The sequence below is a fragment of the Actinomadura coerulea genome, assembly GCF_014208105.1.
Lineage (GTDB): Bacteria > Actinomycetota > Actinomycetes > Streptosporangiales > Streptosporangiaceae > Spirillospora > Spirillospora coerulea.
In genome coordinates this window covers 2,984,107-3,001,925 of record NZ_JACHMQ010000001.1, presented here as the reverse complement: position 1 = coordinate 3,001,925, position 17,819 = coordinate 2,984,107, and the positions used below count along the sequence as shown (strand labels likewise).

At 72.6% G+C, this 17,819-nt stretch carries 16 protein-coding genes; 3 read left to right on the top strand and 13 right to left on the bottom strand.

Features of this window, described 5'->3' with window-relative positions:
• Positions 1 to 3 precede the first annotated feature (3 nt).
• From BKA00_RS13965 to treS, 10 genes are all read right to left on the bottom strand, one after another.
• The gene (locus BKA00_RS13965; protein WP_185025300.1) at positions 4 to 942 is read right to left on the bottom strand and encodes an MBL fold metallo-hydrolase; all 939 of its coding nucleotides are present in this window, start codon (positions 940 to 942) and stop codon (positions 4 to 6) included.
• 58 nt (positions 943 to 1,000) lie between these two features.
• Positions 1,001 to 2,059 (bottom strand): rod shape-determining protein, encoded by a 1,059-nt coding sequence (locus BKA00_RS13960; protein ID WP_185025299.1) that lies wholly within the window; start codon positions 2,057 to 2,059, stop codon positions 1,001 to 1,003.
• Positions 2,060 to 2,246: 187 nt separating this feature from the next.
• Complete coding sequence (locus BKA00_RS13955; RefSeq protein ID WP_185025298.1) at positions 2,247 to 3,134, bottom strand: metal ABC transporter permease; 888 nt, start codon at positions 3,132 to 3,134, stop codon at positions 2,247 to 2,249.
• The gene (locus tag BKA00_RS13950; protein ID WP_185025297.1) at positions 3,131 to 3,799 is read right to left on the bottom strand and encodes a metal ABC transporter ATP-binding protein; all 669 of its coding nucleotides are present in this window, start codon (positions 3,797 to 3,799) and stop codon (positions 3,131 to 3,133) included. Before BKA00_RS13950 ends, BKA00_RS13955 begins: the two co-directional genes overlap by 4 nt.
• Entirely contained in the window at positions 3,796 to 4,707 is a 912-nt protein-coding gene (locus BKA00_RS13945) for a metal ABC transporter solute-binding protein, Zn/Mn family (protein WP_230299340.1), read from the bottom strand. Before BKA00_RS13945 ends, BKA00_RS13950 begins: the two co-directional genes overlap by 4 nt.
• 146 nt (positions 4,708 to 4,853) lie before the next feature.
• On the bottom strand, positions 4,854 to 5,705 hold the full coding sequence (locus tag BKA00_RS13940) for an SAM-dependent methyltransferase (protein WP_185025296.1): 852 nt from the start codon (positions 5,703 to 5,705) through the stop codon (positions 4,854 to 4,856).
• A gap of 67 nt (positions 5,706 to 5,772) precedes the next feature.
• Positions 5,773 to 6,768: an aldo/keto reductase gene (locus BKA00_RS13935; RefSeq protein ID WP_185025295.1), complete on the bottom strand. Its 996-nt coding sequence runs from the start codon at positions 6,766 to 6,768 to the stop codon at positions 5,773 to 5,775.
• Between the two features lie 100 nt (positions 6,769 to 6,868).
• Complete coding sequence (locus tag BKA00_RS13930; protein WP_185025294.1) at positions 6,869 to 7,771, bottom strand: C40 family peptidase; 903 nt, start codon at positions 7,769 to 7,771, stop codon at positions 6,869 to 6,871.
• 246 nt (positions 7,772 to 8,017) lie between these two features.
• Complete coding sequence (locus BKA00_RS13925; RefSeq protein ID WP_185025293.1) at positions 8,018 to 9,454, bottom strand: maltokinase N-terminal cap-like domain-containing protein; 1,437 nt, start codon at positions 9,452 to 9,454, stop codon at positions 8,018 to 8,020.
• Between the two features lie 2 nt (positions 9,455 to 9,456).
• Positions 9,457 to 11,346, bottom strand: a complete 1,890-nt coding sequence (gene treS, locus BKA00_RS13920) for a maltose alpha-D-glucosyltransferase (RefSeq protein ID WP_185025292.1) — start codon at positions 11,344 to 11,346, stop codon at positions 9,457 to 9,459.
• Positions 11,347 to 11,874: 528 nt separating this feature from the next.
• Here treS and BKA00_RS13915 point away from each other — a divergent pair.
• Positions 11,875 to 12,141 carry a hypothetical protein gene (locus tag BKA00_RS13915; protein ID WP_185025291.1) on the top strand — a complete coding sequence of 89 codons (267 nt, stop codon included), beginning with the start codon at positions 11,875 to 11,877 and terminating at the stop codon, positions 12,139 to 12,141.
• 3 nt (positions 12,142 to 12,144) lie between these two features.
• Positions 12,145 to 12,984 carry an STAS domain-containing protein gene (locus BKA00_RS13910; RefSeq protein WP_185025290.1) on the top strand — a complete coding sequence of 280 codons (840 nt, stop codon included), beginning with the start codon at positions 12,145 to 12,147 and terminating at the stop codon, positions 12,982 to 12,984.
• A gap of 62 nt (positions 12,985 to 13,046) precedes the next feature.
• Here the strand turns inward: BKA00_RS13910 and BKA00_RS13905 are convergent, their stop codons facing one another.
• Positions 13,047 to 15,056, bottom strand: coding sequence for an alpha-1,4-glucan--maltose-1-phosphate maltosyltransferase (locus BKA00_RS13905; RefSeq protein WP_185025289.1), 2,010 nt, complete (start codon positions 15,054 to 15,056; stop codon positions 13,047 to 13,049).
• Positions 15,057 to 15,285: 229 nt separating this feature from the next.
• Between BKA00_RS13905 and BKA00_RS13900 the strand changes: the two genes are divergently transcribed.
• A complete protein-coding gene (locus tag BKA00_RS13900) occupies positions 15,286 to 16,086 on the top strand; it encodes an SAM-dependent methyltransferase (RefSeq protein ID WP_230299033.1) in 801 nt (266 codons plus the stop codon).
• A 46-nt stretch (positions 16,087 to 16,132) separates the two neighbouring features.
• On the opposite strand, the gene BKA00_RS13895 is transcribed toward BKA00_RS13900, so the two are convergent.
• Entirely contained in the window at positions 16,133 to 16,876 is a 744-nt protein-coding gene (locus BKA00_RS13895) for a copper homeostasis protein CutC (RefSeq protein ID WP_185025288.1), read from the bottom strand.
• On the bottom strand, positions 16,873 to 17,814 hold the full coding sequence (locus BKA00_RS13890; RefSeq protein ID WP_185025287.1) for an asparaginase: 942 nt from the start codon (positions 17,812 to 17,814) through the stop codon (positions 16,873 to 16,875). Before BKA00_RS13890 ends, BKA00_RS13895 begins: the two co-directional genes overlap by 4 nt.
• Between the last annotated feature and the right edge of the window lie 5 nt (positions 17,815 to 17,819).

The window sequence follows — 17,819 nt, the reverse complement described above, 5'->3', positions numbered from 1 at the left end:
CCGCTACGCGCGGCAGGTGAGCGGGCGGCCCCCGTTGAGGGCGACCATGTCGCCGAGGGCGGCGACCAGGTCGATCGGCGCGCCGGGCGGCTGCCCGTCCAACTCGGCGTAGGCGCGGTGCAGGTTGCCGGCGAGGCGCTCGGGGTCGGTCAGCTCCGCGTACGGGCCGAGGTCGGCCTCGCGGGCGGCCTCCAGGGGCGCCAGCCCGGCCCGCCGGGCCTCGGCCGCGGTCGCCTGGACGAACCGCGCGTAGCCGATCACCCGGTCGATGAGCTCGGGACCGGCGACGGGCCCGTGCCCGGGGACGATCGTCTCCGCGCCGAGCGGCGCGACGACCTCCTCCAGCACCCTGATCGCGCCCGCGACCGAGCCCTGCATCAGGAACGGGGTGCCGCCGTTGAACAGCAGGTCGCCGCAGAACAGCACCCGCCGTTCGGGGATCCAGACGATGGAGTCGTTGGTGGTGTGCGCGGGCGTCCCGACGTGCCGGACCTCGCAGCGCAGGTCGTCCACCCACAGCGTCACGCCGTCGGCGTAGGTGAGGAACGGCGGCTCGATCTCGACGCCGCCCCAGTCGACCTTCGTCCAGAACGGCTCGTCGAACGGCATGCCCCAGCTGAGCGCGCCCTCCCGCGTGCCCTCGTGGCCGACGACGGTCGCCCCGGGGAACAGGTAGTTGCCGAAGGTGTGGTCGCCGTGGTGGTGGGTGTTGACCAGCGTCCGGACGGGACGGTCCGTGACCGACCGGATCGCCTCCAGGTACGCGCGGGTGCGGCGCTCGGTCGAGCAGGAGTCGACGCTCGTCACCCCCCGCGCGCCCGCGAGGAAGCCGGTGTTGTTGATCCACCAGGTGCCGTCGGGCTGGAGGTAGGCGAAGATCCCGTCGGAGACCTCCTGCAGCCGCGGGCTTCCCGGTCCCTCGCGGTCGGGTGCGTCGCTCATGGGTGTGGAAGTGTAACCGGCACCGGACGGGCCGCCGGCCGCCCGCGGCCGAAGGCGGTCAGTACTCCGCCAGTGTCGTCAGCAGGTACGGGCGCGGTGAGCCCTCGCGGGCGGACGGTTCCCGCGTCCCGGCGGACCGCAGCACCTCCCCGGCGCCGAGCACGGCCGCGTCGCCGGTGTCGTCGCCGACCCGCGCGCCCAGCCCCGTGCGGTCCCGGACGAGCCGCTCCAGGCCGGGCAGCCGGGCGCAGCCGCCGGTGAGCGTGATGCCGACGCCGAGCAGGTCGCCGGAGATCTCGGGGGAGCAGCCGGCGAGCGCGGCGCCGATCGCGTCCACGATCCGCGCCACCGGGGCGGAGATCGCGCGGGCGACGTCCGCGGTGGTGAGGACGATGCCGCGCGGCATGCCCGTCGCGATGTCGCGCCCGTGCACCACGGTCTGCCGCACCGGGCGGCGGCCGAGCGGCGGCACCGCGCCGACCTCCAGCTTGGCCGCCTCCGCGCCCGCGAGCGACAGCGCGATGCCGTGCTCCTGGCGGACGAGCGCGGCGATGGCGCGGTCCAGCGCCGACCCGCCGATGTGCGCGGTGTGCGAGGTGACGAGGCCGCCGAACGCGATGACGCCCACGTCGGTGACGTCGGCGCCGATGTCGGCGACCACCGTGATGTCGGGCCGCCCGCAGGAGGTCATGCCCATGCCGATGGCGGCGGCGATGGGCGTCGGCACGAGCGTGAGGCGGCGCGCGCCCGCCTGGTAGGCGGAGAACTGGAGCGCCCGGTAGTGGACGGAGGTCAGGCCGCTCGGGACCGTGACGACCAGGCGGGGGCGCGCGGTGTAGTGGCGCCTGTGGTGGCGGCGCACGAGGTGCCGCATCAGGTACTCGGCCTCGTCGGTCTCGGTCGGCGCGCCTTCGCGGATGGGTCGCACGAGCGTGACGTCGGGATTGCGTCCGGCCATCTCCCGCGCGGGGACGCCGAGGGCGAGTATGCGCCCGGTGTCGCGGGAGCGTGCGAGCAGTGACGGTTCGCGGCAGACGACGCCGCGTCCCTTCACATGCATCCGCACGGTCGCGCTTCCCAGGTCGATAGCGGTGTCCCGGCCCGCGAAATCCCACATCGCGCCCTCCCAATCGCCCTGTTCGCCGCAAGAGTCCAGATGATTCGATTCCCGTGCGGCCTGCGGCGATGCCCACGGCCGGGTAAGCGAATCGCAACGACCTGGCGATCTGGGATCGGACATGTCGGGAACGCGGGGCGCGGTGCGGCGCCCGCCCGGCCCGCAATCCCGGGCGGGCGCCAAAAGATCATGTGGGGACGGTGCCGGGACGCGTTCCCCGCGCCGTCCATCCCCGCCGGGCCCGGACGGCTCCCACCGCGCGGCACACCCCGTACAGCAGGAACGAGACCGTGGTGACGTACGGGCTGATCGGGATGCTGGACCCGATCGACAGCAGGATCCCGCCGAGCACCGACACCGTCGCGAGCGCCGCGCTCAGCACCGGTGCCAGCACGGGCGACGCGGTGACCCGCACCGCCGCCGCGGCCGGCGTGCACAGCAGCGCGAGCACCAGCAGCGCGCCCACGACCTGCACGGACACGGCCACCGCCAGGCCGAGCACCAGCAGGAAGGCCGGCGACAGCGCCCGCACCGGCACGCCCCGCGCCGCCGCCACGTCCGGGTCCAGGCTCGCGAAGGCCAGCGGGCGCCACATGACCGCGAGGCACGCCAGCACCACCGCCGACGTCGCGAGCAGCCACGACAGCCGCGGCGTGTCGATCGCCACGATCTGCCCGGTGAGGATCCCGAACTTGTTGGCCGACCGGCCCTGGTAGAGCGACAGGAACAGCACGCCCAGCCCGAGTCCGAACGGCATCAGCACCCCGATGGCCGAGCCGCGGTCGCGCGCCTTCGCGCCGAGCACCCCGATCAGCCCGGCGGCCACCAGGGCCCCCGCGATCGAACCGCCCGCCACGCTCGCCCCGGCCAGCAGGGCGGCGGCCGCGCCGGCGAACGACAGCTCGCTGATCCCGTGCACGGCGAACGCCAGGTCGCGCATGACGACGAACGTCCCGGCGAGCCCGCCGACCAGCCCGAGCACGGCCCCCGCGACGAGCGAGTTGCGCACCAGCCCGAGCAGCGCCCCGTAGTCCCGGAAGTTGAAGATCTCGTGCCACGCCTCCTGCCAGCTCATGCCGTCTCCCGGAGGGAGGCCGGGGCCCCGTGGGCGGTGCCCATGTCGAGGAACCGGTCGGCGAACGGGAGGATCGGGTCGATCTCGTGCGTGACGAACACGACGGTCGTGCCGTGGTCGCGGCAGCGCCGGTCGACCAGCCCGGCGACGACGCGCTGGTGCTCGGCGTCCAGTGAGGCCAGCGGCTCGTCGCACAGCAGGACGCGCGGGCCGGTGGCCAGCGCCTGCGCGATGCGCACCCGCTGGAGCTCGCCGCCCGACAGCAGTTCGAGCGGGACGTCGGCGAACGCGGCGGCGCCCACGTCGGCGAGGGCGGCGTCGACGCGGCGGCGCGCGTCCCGGCGCGGCCGCCAGGGGCCCCAGCGGTGGCCGTCGATGCCGAGCCGCACGAGGTCGCGGGAGCGCAGCGGGGTGTGCGGCGGGACGGCCCGGTGCTGCGGGACGTACCCGACGGCGTCGCTGCCCCGCCGGGGGCGGCGCCCGTCCACCGAGACCGTTCCGGACGACAGCCGCTGGAGCCCGAGCAGCACCCTGAGCAGGCTGGTCTTCCCCGACCCGTTGGAGCCGACGACGGCGAGGAACTCGCCGGGCCGCACGTCGAGGTCCAGCCCGCGCCACAGGGTCCGCTCGCCGTAGGCCAGGGTCGCGCCGCGCAAGGCGATCACGAGAGCGCCTTCTGGAGCGCGGCGATGGTGCCGTCCATCCAGGCGACGTAGTCCCGGCCGGCCGGGAGGGTCTCGGCGACCGGCACCACCGGGACGTCCGCCTCGCCGGCCGCCTCGCGGACCCTGCCGGTCTGCGGGCCGCTCGTCTGCACGTTCACGACGAGCGCCCGCACCTTCCGGCCGGTGAGCAGCGCCAGGGTGTCGCGCAGCGCCCGCGGCGGGACGTCGTCCCCCTCCTCGACCGCCTCGGCGAACTCCTCCGGCGTCCGGTCGACCAGCCCGGCCGCCGCCAGCAGGTGGCCCGGGACGGGCTCGGTGACCGCCACGCCTTCGCCCGAGTGCGCGGCCTTGACCGCCGCCACCCTCCCCTCCAGCGTCTTCAGCCTCGCCTTGAAGGAGGCGGCGTTCGCGGAGAACGTCCGCGCGTCCTCGGGGCTGGCCTCGGCGAGCGCGGCGGAGATCCGGTCGGCCAGCCGCGCGACGGAGGGGAGGTCGTACCAGACGTGCTCGTTCAGTTCCTCGCCCGCCGGGGCGGTCTTCCCGGAGATCTGGACGGCGTTGAGCACCCGGGCCTTCGACCCGGAGCCCTTCAGCAGCGTGTCCATGAAGTCGTCGTAGCCGCCGCCGTTCTCGATGACCACACCGGCCTTGGACATCGCGAGCCTGGTGCGCGTCCCCGCCTCGAAGGAGTGCGGGTCCTGCGCGGGGTCGCTGATGAACGAGGTCACCTTCACCCTGTCGCCGCCGATCTGCCGCGCGATGTCCCCGTACACGTTGGTCGAGGCCACGACCGAGACCGTCTCCGCGGCCCCGGCGCCGGGGGACGAACCGCAGGCGGCGGCGCCGAGCGAGGTGAGGGTGAGGGCGGCGCCCGCCCCGAGGGCGCGGGCGCGCTGAGCAGACATCATGGAAGCTCCTGAAAATGAAAACGATTTTCAGTGGCAACTTAGCATGGCTCGTCCCCTTGGTCCCGTCCTGTTGCCGCCTCGGCAACGCCTGGCACGCGAAAGGCCGCCGTCCCGGTCCCGGGACGGCGGCCTTCGAGGCGGTCGTTCTAGCGCTTGCGCAGCACCCCGCCGTACTCGTAGATGCCGCGGTCCAGCCTGGAGGCGCCCTCGTAGCGCTCCAGCTCGGGCGGGACGGGGGCGAGCGGCGGCTGCACGTCCAGCGGGCGCCAGTCGACCAGGTTGCGCAGGCCCGGCTCGACGGGGTCGAAGTCCGACAGCAGCGCGTCGATCTCGGCGGGCGTCCGCGTCTGCCACGGGATGCCCGCCCCGGTGACCTGCGCGGTCATCTCGGCGCTGCGCACCGGGTCGTCGCAGGCGACCTGGGAGAAGGTCAGGTGGCTGCCCGGCGCCGCCCGGTCCATGATCGTGTTCAGCACGCGGCGGGGGTCGTCGGCGTCGGGCAGGTGGTGGCCGACCGACAGGAACAGGGTCGCGACCGGCTCGTCGAAGTCGATCAGCCGCTTGACCTCGGGGTCCTCCAGGATGGTGTCCTGGTCGCGCATGTCGCCCTGGATGACCGTGGTCGAGGAGTCGCCGGCCAGCAGCGCCCTGCCGTGCGCGAGGACGATCGGGTCGATGTCCACGTAGACGACGCGCGCGTCCGGCACGAAGTCGCGGGCGACCTGGTGCACGTTCGCGTCGGTCGGCAGACCGCAGCCCATGTCGATGAACTGGCGGATCCCCGCCTCGGCGGCCAGGTACCGGACGGCGCGGTACAGGAACAGGCGGTTCTGCCGGGTGATGTCGAGCCCGGCGGGGTGGTGCTCCAGCTGCGCCCGGATGAACTGCCGGTCGACCTCGTAGTTGTCCTTGCCGCCGAGCAGCCAGCCGTAGGCGCGGGCGGACGTCGGGACGTCGTGGGGGATGTCCGCCAGGGACGGCCTGTCTTGATCGTTCACAGGGGGAACGCTACCCCGCCGCGGCGCGGGGCGGGGCGCCCTCGGCGCCCCGGCCCGCGGCCGCGGGTCACCAGGCGAACGCCTCCGGCGCGGGGCCCGGGCCGGGGAAGATCTCGTCCAGGGCGGCCAGGAACTCCTCCGGCAGCTCCAGCGCGGCGGCGCGGACGGCGGAGTCGAGCTGCCCGCGGACGCGCGGGCCGACGATCGGCCCGGTCACGCCGGGGCGGGTGAGGAGCCAGGCGAGGCCGACGTCGCCCGGGTCCAGGCCGTGCTCGCCGCACAGGTCCTCGTAGGCCTGGACGCGCGCCCGCTCCACCGGGTCGTTCAGCATCTCCGCGGCGCGGCCCGACCGGGACCGGGAGCCGTCCCCGTCGCGCTCCTTGCGCAGGACGCCGCCGAGCACCCCGCCGTGCAGCGGCGACCACGGGATCACGCCGAGCCCGTAGGCCCGCGCGGCCGGGACGACCTCCATCTCGGCGCGCCGCTCGACCAGGTTGTACAGGCACTGCTCGCTGACCAGGCCGAGCGAGCCGCGGCGGGCGGCGGCCTCGTTGGCCTGCGCGATGCCCCAGCCGGGGAAGTTGGACGACCCGGCGTACAGCACCTTGCCCTGCTGGACCAGGACGTCGATCGCCTGCCAGATCTCCTCCCACGGCGTCGACCGGTCGATGTGGTGGAACTGGTACAGGTCGATGTGGTCGGTCCCGAGCCGCCTCAGCGACGCCTCGGCGGCCTGGCGGATGTGCAGCGCGGACAGCCCGCCCCGGTTCGGCCAGGGCTCGTCCGGCGCCGCCATGTCGGCGTAGACCTTCGTCGCGAGGACGGTCTTCTCGCGCCGCCCGCCGCCCTGGGCGAACCAGGAGCCGATGATCTCCTCGGTGCGGCCCTTGTTCGCGCCCCACCCGTAGGCGTTCGCGGTGTCGAAGAAGTTGATCCCCGCGTCGAGCGCCGCGTCCATGATCGCGTGTGCGTCGGGCTCCTCGGTGAACGGGCCGAAGTTCATCGTGCCGAGCACCAGGCGGCTGACCTTCAGGCCGGTACGGCCGAGCTGGGTGTACTCCATGGTGATCCAGCCAAGCAGCTGGAGTCCCCTCCAGGTCAAGTGCGACGCGCCCCCCGGCGCCGCGCGCCGCGCGCACGGCGCCGGGGCGGGCGGAAAGGGGCTAGGGAGCGACGTACTTCGCCCACGGCTCGAGGCCGGGGCCGTTCCAGAAGGATCTGGGGTGCGCCACGGCTCTCGGCCGGGGCTCAGGCTTTGACTCGTCCGACGGTCTGTCGCTTCGCGGAGCCTGTGCCGCGGAATCGTCCGGCCTCGCGGAATGGCCGCCGGGTGGTGCGGCCTTTCCCGCCGGGATGTGTCCGGGGGTGGTAATTGGGGGATTGTCGGATTTCTGGTTTGATGTGCTACGTGATGGCGGAATCTGGGGGGTCCGCTCGCTATCAGGGGGCTGGTCGGCCCGCTTCTCGGCGCTCATCCGGTCGATCTTCTCGACGAGCTCCCGCACGGACGGCGACCACTCGCGGTAGGCGGGCGCCCCGGGCCGCACCGCGCCCGCGAACTGCCTCTTGCGCGCCGCGCCGAACCTGTCGACGCGGATCCTGGCCCCCGAATTGGGCGCGTGCAGGAACCGGCCGTGCCCCACGTACATGCCGACGTGGCTGCGGCCGTGGAAGAAGATGAGGTCCCCGGGCTTGAGGCTCCGCATCGCGACCTTCCGGTCCACCTGGCGGTACTGGGAGTAGGTGACGCGGGGGATCTTGACGCCCGCCCGCCGCCACGCGGCCATCATGAGACCGGAGCAGTCGTAGCCGCCCGGCCCGTCCCCGCCCCACCGGTAGGGCTTGCCGAGCTGCTTGCGGGCGAACCGCAGCGCCTTCTTGGCGCGCTTGCGCTGGAGGGTCTCCCGCGTCCGGTACCTGTCGTACGCCTGGACCTTCTCCAGGGTGGCCGCGTCGAGGTGCAGGCTCCTCAGCACCGTCGGGTTCAGCGCGGCGAAGGCCGTGGAACCCAGCGGGACCGTCAGCGCGAGCCCGGTCACGGTGGCCGTGACGGCCGTTCGGAGCATGCTCCGTTTTCGCCCGGCCGCCCGGTAGCGGCCGGGATGGCCCGCGATCGACGCGCTTGCGCTTGCGGGCTCCTGCGAGTGGCGTGCGGTGGACATTCCTGTGGTCTCCGTTTCCGTTCGGGTATCGGCGGGTGATCATCATCCCGCCGAAGGATCGGGTACCCGTTGATCGGCACGGAATTGTCGAGGACGGCCGATTTTACGTGATCATGGCGCGGAATTGGATGCGGCCTTCAGTGTCTTTGATCAAGCGGTCAGATGGGCCAGAGATTTCAGCGGAACGGCGAGCCAGGCCGGCCTGTTCTGCGCCTCGTAGCGCACCTCGTAGACGGCCTTCTCGAATTCGAACGCGCGGATGAGCACCGAATGCGCGGCCGGGTCCGGTCCGCCGCCCGCCGCGTAGCCGCGGCAGAACGCGGCGCGGTTGCGCGCCGCCCACGCGTGCGCCCGGGTCTCCAGTCGCGGCCCCGACTCGCTCGGCACCGCGCCCGCCCTGGTGATGAGGAACCGCGCCGCGTACTCGAACGAGCGGAGCATCCCGGCGACGTCGCGCAGCGGGTGCGCGAGGGCCCGGCGCTCGCTCTGCGTCCGCGCCGGCTCGCCCTCGAAGTCCAGCACCGTCCACCCGGACTCGGTGCGCAGGACCTGGCCGAGGTGGTAGTCGCCGTGCACGCGCTGGACGGGCAGCGGCCCGGCCCGCGCGGCCAGGTCCAGGAACGCCTCGGTGAGCGCCTTGGCGTGCGGCGCGAGGCCGGGCACCGCGCGGCAGGTGCCGGTCAGCTCGGCGTTCATCCGCGCGGCCATCGCGCGGACCTCCCCGGCCGGGACGACCGTCACGCCGAACGCGTCGGCGAGCGCCCGGTGCACCTCGGCGGTGGCCGCGCCGAGCCGCTCGGCCTCGGCGGCGAAGTCGCCGCCCGCGGCGCTCGCGTCCAGCTCCGCCCACTCGTCGCCGCCGGGCGGCGTCGTGTGCGCGAACCAGTCCCGGACGCTGGCGATCGCGAGGCTCCACCCGTCCACGCCGGTGTGCAGGTAGTCCGACAGGAGGGCGAGCGTCACCGGCTCTCCGCCCTCGCCCGCCCGCGCCCCGCGGCCCGGTTCCAGCTCGATCCAGCCGAGGACGGCCGGGACGCGTGCGCAGCCGCCGCGGCTCAGCGCTAGGTTGACCTCCAGGTCGAGGTTGACGCCGGGGGACAGGCGGCGGAACAGCTTGCAGATGTACTCGTCGCCGAACAGTAACGAGGTGTTGCTCTGCTCGGCGGTCATGGGCAGGCTCGCCAGGTCCGTCCGGATGCGGGCGCCGTCCGCGTGGTGGAACCGCAGCGGGCCCGCGGACGCCCCGTTCGCCAGGGCGTCCAGCAGGACCCGGGTCAGGTCCGGGTCGTGCGCGGCGTCGTACAGCCGGGCCTTCGCGGACCGGTCGCCGCAGGGCCCGCCGATCTCGACGTGCCGGAGCCGGTCGGGCAGGTCGCGGCGGGCGCCGAGCAGGAGCTGGTAGTGGTCGGTGGTGTCGTCCTGGCGGACGTCGAGGACGAGGTGGTGCAGGGAGGGGTCGCCGTGCAGGAGTTCGGTGGCGGTGCCGATGGTGAGGTCGTGGATGGGGCCGTCTTTGCCGCCGAACCACCGCTGCCGCGGGAGCCACTCGGCGAGGTCCCGGACGAGGTCCCGCTCTGGAGGAAGCACGGTCAGACGGTCCTTCCCGCGCGGGTGCCCGGCCCCGCGTCCGCGCCCGCCCCGGGAGCGCCGTTCTCAGGTGGAAGCAGCTGGAACCAGAAGAACCCGTGCCCGGGCAGGGTGAGCAGGTACGGGAGTTCGCCGATGGCGGGGAACTGGACGCCGCCCATGCACTCGACGGGGGAGTAGCCCTCGAAGCGCCGCAGATCGAGCTCGACCGGCTGCGGGAACCGGGACAGGTTGCTGACGCACAGGACGGTGTCCATCTCGTCCCACGGGCTCTCGTCCTCGGTGATCTCGCGGGTGAAGGCGAGGACGGAGGGGTTGGAGGCGGACAGTTCGACGTAGGAGCCGACGCCGAAGACGGGGTGGCGCTGCCGGATCTCGATCATTTTGCGGGTCCAGTGCAGCAGGGAGCCGGGGTTGTTGGCCTGGGCCTCGACGTTGACGGCCTGGTAGCCGTAGATGGGGTCCATGATGACCGGGAGGTAGAGGCGGGCGGGGTCGCAGGTGGAGAAGCCGGCGTTGCGGTCGGGTGTCCATTGCATGGGGGTTCTGACGGCGTCGCGGTCGCCGAGCCAGATGTTGTCGCCCATGCCGATCTCGTCGCCGTAGTACAGGACGGGGGAGCCGGGGAGTGAGAGCAGGAGGGCGGTGAACAGCTCCAGTTGGTTGCGGTCGTTGTCGAGGAGGGGGGCCAGGCGTCGGCGGATGCCGATGTTGGCTTTCATGCGGGGGTCTTTGGCGTATTCGGTGTACATGTAGTCGCGTTCTTCGTCGGTGACCATCTCCAGGGTGAGTTCGTCGTGGTTGCGGAGGAAGATGCCCCATTGGCAGTTGTCGGGGATCTTGGGGGTCTGGGCCATGATCTCGGAGATGGGGTAGCGCTGTTCGCGGCGGACGGCCATGAAGATGCGGGGCATGACGGGGAAGTGGAAGGCCATGTGGCATTCGTCGCCGCCGGCGGCGGGGTCGCCGAAGTACTCCACGACGTCGGCGGGCCATTGGTTGGCCTCGGCGAGCAGGACGCGGTCGGGGTAGAGGCGGTCGACCTCGGCGCGGACGCGTTTGAGGTAGGCGTGGGTTTCGGGGAGGTTCTCGCAGTTGGTGCCTTCGCGGGCGTACAGGTAGGGGACGGCGTCCAGGCGGAAGCCGTCGATGCCCAGGTCGAGCCAGAACCGCAGGTTCTCCAGCATGGCGTCCTGGACGTCGGGGTTGTCGTAGTTGAGGTCGGGCTGGTGGGCGAAGAAGCGGTGCCAGTAGTACTGGCCGCGGACGGGGTCGTAGGTCCAGTTGGAGGACTCGGTGTCGACGAAGATGATGCGGGCGTCGGGGTAGCCGGTGTCGTCGTCGGCCCACATGTAGAAGTCCCCGAACGGGCCGTCGGGATCGGTCCGCGACGCCTGGAACCAGGGGTGCTGGTCGGAGGTGTGGTTCATCACCAGATCCGCGATGACCCGGATACCCCGCGCGTGCGCCTGCTCGATCAGTTCGACGAAGTCTCCGAGCTCCCCGAAGTCCGGGAGGATGCTGGTGTAGTTGGCGATGTCGTAGCCGCCGTCTTTGAGCGGCGACTGGTAGATGGGCAGCAGCCATAGGCAGTCCACGCCGAGCCATTGCAGATGGTCCAGCTTGGAGATCAGCCCGCGCAGATCGCCGTACCCGTCGTCGTTGGAATCGGCGAAGCCCCGGACCGACACCTCGTAGAACACCGCCGTCTTGAACCAGTCCGGTGTGCGGGGGGTGTCCTCGTCGAACGGGTCGGGGATGGGGCCGGCGGCCGGTCCCGTGACCGGCCGGGGGACGTCCTCCGGGGCGGCGCCCGTGCCCGGGGTGGTGGCGGCGCCGCCGCCCTGGTCCGGGCGGGTGCTGCGGGTGAAGTTCTTCGGCTGGCCGTCCATGGGTCACCCCGGGTCTGTTGGAGACATCTAGATCAGCAATTCCCTCCGGTCCGGCCAGGTGCGTGCGCGACAGGCAACCATCCGTAAAAGCTTCAGTACGGTCCGTGACCGCCGGGCCGGTTTCGGAACCCGGCGGCGCCGCCCCGCCGTGCGAGCGCGCCCAAGACCGGGGTAGATCGCCCGGGTCCGCGCGCCCACCGGACGCGCGGCCGTCCGCCACGAAGGTCATCGCCCGGTCGCGGCCGGGCAGCGCGCGGAAAAGCAGCGCAAAAGAACGGCGATTCACGGTCCGCCGAGTGGCGCCGGGCGCCATGAATACTTGCCGCGCGGCGGTTGTGTCGTGCCCGTGTTTTTAGGTTGGTCGCTTTTTCTGTCGCAACCCCCGGGTAGGTCATTTCCAACCTCAGAACCCGTCGGATCGGCGGGTTCTGCTCAGTTCGGACGGAATCAGCCCGTCCAGAAGCGATCGGAGGGACAGTGGAGCGCTGGGAGAAGTCGCCATCGGTCGTACCGACGCGGGATGACCTCGTGGCACGGCTGCGCGTCCGTTTCGCCGACATTCCGGTGGAGCGCGTGCGGCGCTGCGTGGACGACCTGTGGTGCTGCTGCGCCCACCTGGGGGTGCGGCCCGAGGAACGGACCATCGAGCGCCTCGCGGCGTCCCGGCTCACGGGCGTCGTGCGGGGCGGCCGCCCGCCCTACCCGGACGAGCGGCCGGGGTCCCGACCGCCCGGCCACCTGACCGCCTCGCACCGGCCCGCCCGCGCGGCGGCCCGCACTCCGATCGGGATGTGACAGATGAAGGACACGGCGGTGCCGGGCCTGAGCACCGAGACCCGGCGAGGGTTCATCGTGCTCAGCCTGCCGGCGCAGATCAGTTGGCAGAACTACGCGGGGATCCGGGAGGAGGTGAGCAAGGCGCTGTCGCTCGCCTGCGCGGGCGCGCCCGGGACGCGGGGGACGCGGGCGGCGCGGCGCGGCGGGGTCGTGGTCGACTTCGGTGACGCGGTCCTGCTGGACGCGGCCGGCCTCGTGCTGATGGCGCGGGCCGAGACGCGGGCGCAGCTGCTCGGCTGCCCGCTGCGGGCGGTGGTGCCGGCCCTGTCGGCGCACGTCCGGCGGGCGCTGCACCTCACCGGGCTGGACCGGCTCGTCCCCGTGTTCGCCGACGTCGGGTCGGCGACGGCCGCGCCCGTCCCGGAGCCCGCGCGGGGGGAGGTCGACACCACGCACGTGCTCGACGCGATCCGCGCGCTGCATCCCGGGGACGCCGGCCTCACCCCGACGCCGCCCGCGCCGTCCGAGCTGATGATCACCACGGCCGAGGCCGGAGACGGCGACCACACGGTCGTCCACCTGTCGGGGGTGCTGGACGAGGTGACCGTGCCGCGGCTCGGCGAGACGCTGACCACGCTGGTCGAGGGCGACATGCGGCACCTGATGGTGCGGATGCACGACCGTCTCGGCGTCCGCTGCGACCCGCTGCCGATCCTGCTCGGCATCCGCTGGCGCGTCGCCGCCGAGGGCGGCTGCCTGGCGCTGCCGGCGATGCCGGCCAAGCTCCGCGAGATCGTCGACCGAGAGGGCCTGGGCGCGGTCTTCACCGGCTGCCGAGCGATAAGCGGAGCCGCCGGATAAACGCCGTCGACTTGCGGCGTGTTGCCCTTCTGCGAGCGCCCATAGGGGCAACACGCCGCAAGTCAACGCTTTCGAGAACCCCGCGCACCCTCGAAGGTCAGGATGTGTGCGGGGTTTTTTCGTGGGTCTAGGCGGACGTAGTTCGATCCGCGCCATGTGTAGGTGGTGCCGTCGAGTTGGTCGGTGACGGTGTGGGGTTGGTCGGGGTCGTCGGGGAGGCCGAGGGCGGGGAGGTCGAGGTGGATGGTGGCTTCGCGGGGTTGGTGGGGGTTGAGGTTGACGATGGTCAGGACGGTGTCGTCGAGGTGGCGTTTGGAGAAGGCGAGGAGTTCGGGTTGGTCGATGTGGTGGAAGTGCAGGTTGCGGAGTTGTTGGAGGGCGGGGTGGGTGTTGCGGAGTGTGTTGAGGGTGGTGATGAGGGGGGCGATGGTGGTTTCGGTGCGGTCGGCGGTTTCCCAGTCGCGGGGGCGGTACTGGTATTTCTCGGAGTCGCGGTATTCCTCGCTGCCGGGGCGTACGGGGGTGTTCTCGCAGAGTTCGTAGCCGGAGTAGATGCCCCAGGTGGGTGAGAGGAGGGCGGCGAGTACGGCGCGGATCTCGAAGGCGGGGCGGCCGCCGTGCTGGAGGTATTCGTTGAGGATGTCGGGGGTGTTGGTGAAGAGGTTGGGGCGCATGTAGGCGGCGGCGGGGCCGGTGAGTTCGCGCATGTACTCGGTGAGTTCTTCGGCGCTGTTGCGCCAGGTGAAGTAGGTGTAGGACTGGTGGAATCCGATTTTGGCGAGGGTGTGCATCATGGCGGGGCGGGTGAAGGCCTCGGCCAGGAAGAGGACGTCGGGGTCGGTGGTGTGGATGTCGGCCAGGAGCCGTTCCCAGAAGGCGACGGGTTTGGTGTGGGGGTTGTCGACTCTGAAGATGCGGACGCCGTGGTTGGTCCAGTGGTGGATGAGGTCTTTGACGGCGGTGTAGAGGCCGTCGGGGTCGTTGTCGAAGTTGAGGGGGTAGATGTCCTGGTATTTCTTGGGCGGGTTCTCGGCGTGGGCGATGGTGCCGTCGGCGCGGGTGGTGAACCATTCGGGGTGGTCGTGGACCCAGGGGTGGTCGGGGGAGCATTGCAGGGCCAGGTCGAGGGCGATTTCCAGGCCGCAGTCGCCGGCGTGGGCGACGAAGGCGTCGAAGTCGTCGAGGGTGCCCAGGTCGGGGTGGACGGCGTCGTGGCCGCCGTCGGGTGATCCGATGGCCCAGGGGGAGCCGGGGTCGTAGGGGCCGGCGTCCAGGGTGTTGTTGGGGCCTTTGCGGTGGCTGGTGCCGATGGGGTGGATGGGTGGGAGGTAGACGACGTCGAAGCCCATGTCGGCGATCGCGGGGAGGCGTTTCATCGCGGTGCGCAGGGTGCCCGAGGTCGGCCCGCGCCGTCCCAGGGGGTCGAAGGCGGCGCCTTCGGAGCGGGGGAAGAACTCGTACCAGGCCCCGTACAGGGCCCGCTGCCGGTGCACCACCAGCGGGTACCAGTCGCTGACCGTCAGCAGATCCCGCAACGGATAACGCTGCAACACGTCCAGCACGGTCGGATCCTCGGTCGCGGAGAGCCGCTCCAGGGCGTCCTCGTCCTCGTCCGACAGGAACCGGGCGACCCGGGCCAGGACACGGCGGTCCTTCGACGGCGCCTCGCGCGCCGCCCGCGTGAACAGCGCGACGCCCTCGGCGAACATGAGCTCGACGTCCTGCCCGCGCGGAACCTTGATCCGGGCGTCGTGGCGCCAGTGCGCGATCGGGTCCCCCCAGGCCTCCACCCGGAACGACCACGACCCCATCTCCGTCGGCGTCACCAGTGCCGACCACCGGTCCAGCCCCGCCCCGACCTCGCTCATCCGCCGCGGCGCCAGCTCCTCGCCCTCCGGCGTCCGCAGCACCACCGCCGCGCCCAGCCGCTCGTGCCCCTCCCGGAACACCGTCGCCGACACCTCGACGGTCTCACCCACCACCGCCTTCGCCGGCCACCGCCCGCACCCGACCACCGGCGCCACGTCGACGATCGGGATGCGGCCGAGCTCCGCCTCCAGCTTCACCTGCATGTGCCCGCTCCCGCTCGTCATGCCGTCCCGGCCCGGTCCGCCGTGACGTTCCGGCACCGGTCGCAGAGATCCATGCCCCGTTCGCAACTCACCGGCATCCGCGAAATCACAAGATCACGTAAAGAACCGCCCGACCGCGGTGCGCCCGTCCGGGTCGGGCGACCGGTGGGCGGCCGGCTCGTCGCGGCGCTAGGTTTGGGCGGAAACCGAGGATCTTGGAGGTGCCGCCGTGGCCGAGGGACCGGAGATCGACACGAACGTTCCGCATTCGGCGCGGGTCTGGAATCACCTGCTCGGCGGAAAGGACAACTACGAGGTCGACCAGCGGGCCGCCGAGCAGTTCCGGGCCATGTTCCCGCAGATCGTCGACATCGCCCTCGCCGACCGCGCGTTCCTCGGCAGGTCCGTCCGCCACCTCGCGGGCGAGGCCGGCGTCCGCCAGTTCCTCGACATCGGCACCGGCCTGCCGACCATGGACAACACCCATGAGGTCGCGCAGCGCGCGGCGCCGGACGCGCGCATCGTCTACGTGGACAACGATCCCCTGGTGCTGACCCACGCGCGGGCTCTGCTCAGCAGCAGCCCCGAGGGCGCCTGCGACTACATCCACGCCGATCTGCGCGAACCGGGCGACATCCTGGCGAAGGCCGCCGCGACGCTCGACTTCGGAGAGCCGGTGGCGATCATGCTGCTGGGCATCATGCACTTCGTCCACGACGACGGCGAGGCCCGCCGCGTCCTCGACGTGCTGCTGGACGCCGTGCCGTCCGGAAGCCACGTGGTGATGACGCACGCCACCCTGGACTTCGACGCGGGGGAGACCGCCCAGGCCGAGGCGCAGCAGGACTGGAACGAGAAGTCGGCCAATCCGATGGTGCCGCGCACGCGCGCGGCCGTCACCCGCTTCTTCGACGGCCTCGAACTCCTGGACCCCGGAGTCGTCTCCATGTCCAGGTGGCGTCCCGAGCACACTCCCTGGGGCGAGCCCGCCGAAGTGGCCGGTTACGCCGCCGTCGCCCGCAAGCCCTGACCCTTCCCGCGCGGGGAGGCGCGGGCGCCGGCGGAGGGCGCGCTAGCTAGCCGGCGGCACGGATGACCGAGGCGATGCCGCCGGACGTGGTGACGAGGCGCTGGTACTCCGGCCTGCGCAGCTCCCCGCCCATGAACGGGTACGGGTTGCGGTGCACGGCCGGGCTCGGCTCCTCGCTGAGCGCGGCGAAGTGGACCTCGCGGGCGCCGGTCTCCGCCACGACCCGCGCGACGTTGCGGTCGGTGACGCCGCCGCCGGGCATCACGATGACGCGGTCCCCGGCGTGCCGCACCAGCTCGGCGATCAGCGGGGCGCCCTCCAGCGCGCTCGCGTCCTGCCCGGACGTCAGGACGCGGGCCACGCCGAGCCCGGCGAGGACGTCCAGCGTGCCGAACGGGTCGGCGGCCATGTCGAAGGCCCGGTGGAAGGTGACGGGCAGCCCGTCCGCCGCCGCCATGAGCCGCTCGACGACGGGGAGGTCGACCGTCCCCTCGGGAGTGAGGGCGCCGATCACCACGCCGTGCGCGCCGGCCTCCCGGACCAGCGCGACGTCGTGCTCCATCGCCGCGACCTCGTGCTCGTCGAAGATGAAGTCGCCGCCGCGCGGGCGGATGATGACGTGCACCCTGATCGACGACACGGCGGCGAGCGCGGCGCGGACCGTGCCGAGGGTCGGGGTGAGCCCCCCGTCGAACAGCGCCGCGCACAGCTCGACGCGGTGGGCGCCCGCCTTCTCGGCGGCGACGGCCCCCGCGACGCTGTCGATGCAGATCTCGTAGGTGAGGCTCACGGACGTCCTTCCGGAATGGTGCGGATCTCTCCCACCGGGCGTCCGCCGCCGAGGACGGGGACGGCGCCCAGCGGGTCGGCCTGGGTGGTGTCGGCGCCGAGCGCGGCGAGCGCGCGCAGCGCGATGGCGGTGGTGGCGCGGGGGCTGCCGTCGATGACCTTCACCGCGACGGCGCGGCCCTCGGCGGTGGCGGCGACGAGCACGCCCTCGGCGCCGCCCTTGACGACCGAGCCGGGAAGCGCCCGCATGAGCTCGGTGTTGACGTGCCCCGTCCCGCCCACGTACTCGGGGTGGGCGCGCATCGCGTCGGCGACCGGGCGGGCGTCCTCGTCCAGGACGAGGGACCGCGCGGCGCGGGCCAGCCCGGTCAGGGTGAGCCCGAACAGCGGGGCGCCGCACCCGTCGATCGCGACGGGCGAGGGGTCCTCCACGGCGCAGTCGGCCATCACCTGCCGCACCAGCCGCTGCAGGGGGTGCGACGGGTCGAGGTAGGTGTCGAGCGGCCAGCCGTTGGCGGCGCACGCGGCGAGCATGGCGGCGTGCTTGCCGGAGCAGTTCATCCGCACCCGCGACTCGCCCTCGCCCGCCCTGACCAGCGCGTTCCTGGTCGCCTCGTCCTCGGGCCAGGACGGCGGGCAGCGCAGGGCGTCCACGCCGACCCCCGCGTCCGCGAGGATGCCCTCGACGGCCTCGACGTGGAAGTCCTCGCCGGTGTGGCTGCCGGCCGCGATCGCGAGGCGCTCGCCCGCCAGCGGCGCGCCCGCCTTCAGGCAGGCGAGGGCCTGGAACGGCTTGGTCGTGGAGCGCGGCAGCACGGTCTCCGCCACGGCGCCCCGCGCGTGCGCGAGGGAGCCGTCCGGGGCGAACCCGGCGACGCTGCCGTAGTGGCGGCTCTCGGCGAAGCCGTTGCGCACGACCTCGGCCAGTACTTCGTACATGTCGG

Coding starts and splice junctions, on each gene's coding strand:
- BKA00_RS13955 (WP_185025298.1), bottom strand. CDS start 3,134: ATGAGCTGGCAGGAGGCGTGGCACGAGATCTTCAACTTCCGGGACTAC.
- BKA00_RS13935 (WP_185025295.1), bottom strand. CDS start 6,768: ATGGAGTACACCCAGCTCGGCCGTACCGGCCTGAAGGTCAGCCGCCTG.
- treS (WP_185025292.1), bottom strand. CDS start 11,346: ATGGACGGCCAGCCGAAGAACTTCACCCGCAGCACCCGCCCGGACCAG.
- BKA00_RS13905 (WP_185025289.1), bottom strand. CDS start 15,056: ATGCAGGTGAAGCTGGAGGCGGAGCTCGGCCGCATCCCGATCGTCGAC.
- BKA00_RS13930 (WP_185025294.1), bottom strand. CDS start 7,771: ATGCTCCGAACGGCCGTCACGGCCACCGTGACCGGGCTCGCGCTGACG.
- BKA00_RS13965 (WP_185025300.1), bottom strand. CDS start 942: ATGAGCGACGCACCCGACCGCGAGGGACCGGGAAGCCCGCGGCTGCAG.
- BKA00_RS13960 (WP_185025299.1), bottom strand. CDS start 2,059: ATGTGGGATTTCGCGGGCCGGGACACCGCTATCGACCTGGGAAGCGCG.
- BKA00_RS13910 (WP_185025290.1), top strand. CDS start 12,145: ATGAAGGACACGGCGGTGCCGGGCCTGAGCACCGAGACCCGGCGAGGG.
- BKA00_RS13890 (WP_185025287.1), bottom strand. CDS start 17,814: ATGTACGAAGTACTGGCCGAGGTCGTGCGCAACGGCTTCGCCGAGAGC.
- BKA00_RS13945 (WP_230299340.1), bottom strand. CDS start 4,707: ATGATGTCTGCTCAGCGCGCCCGCGCCCTCGGGGCGGGCGCCGCCCTC.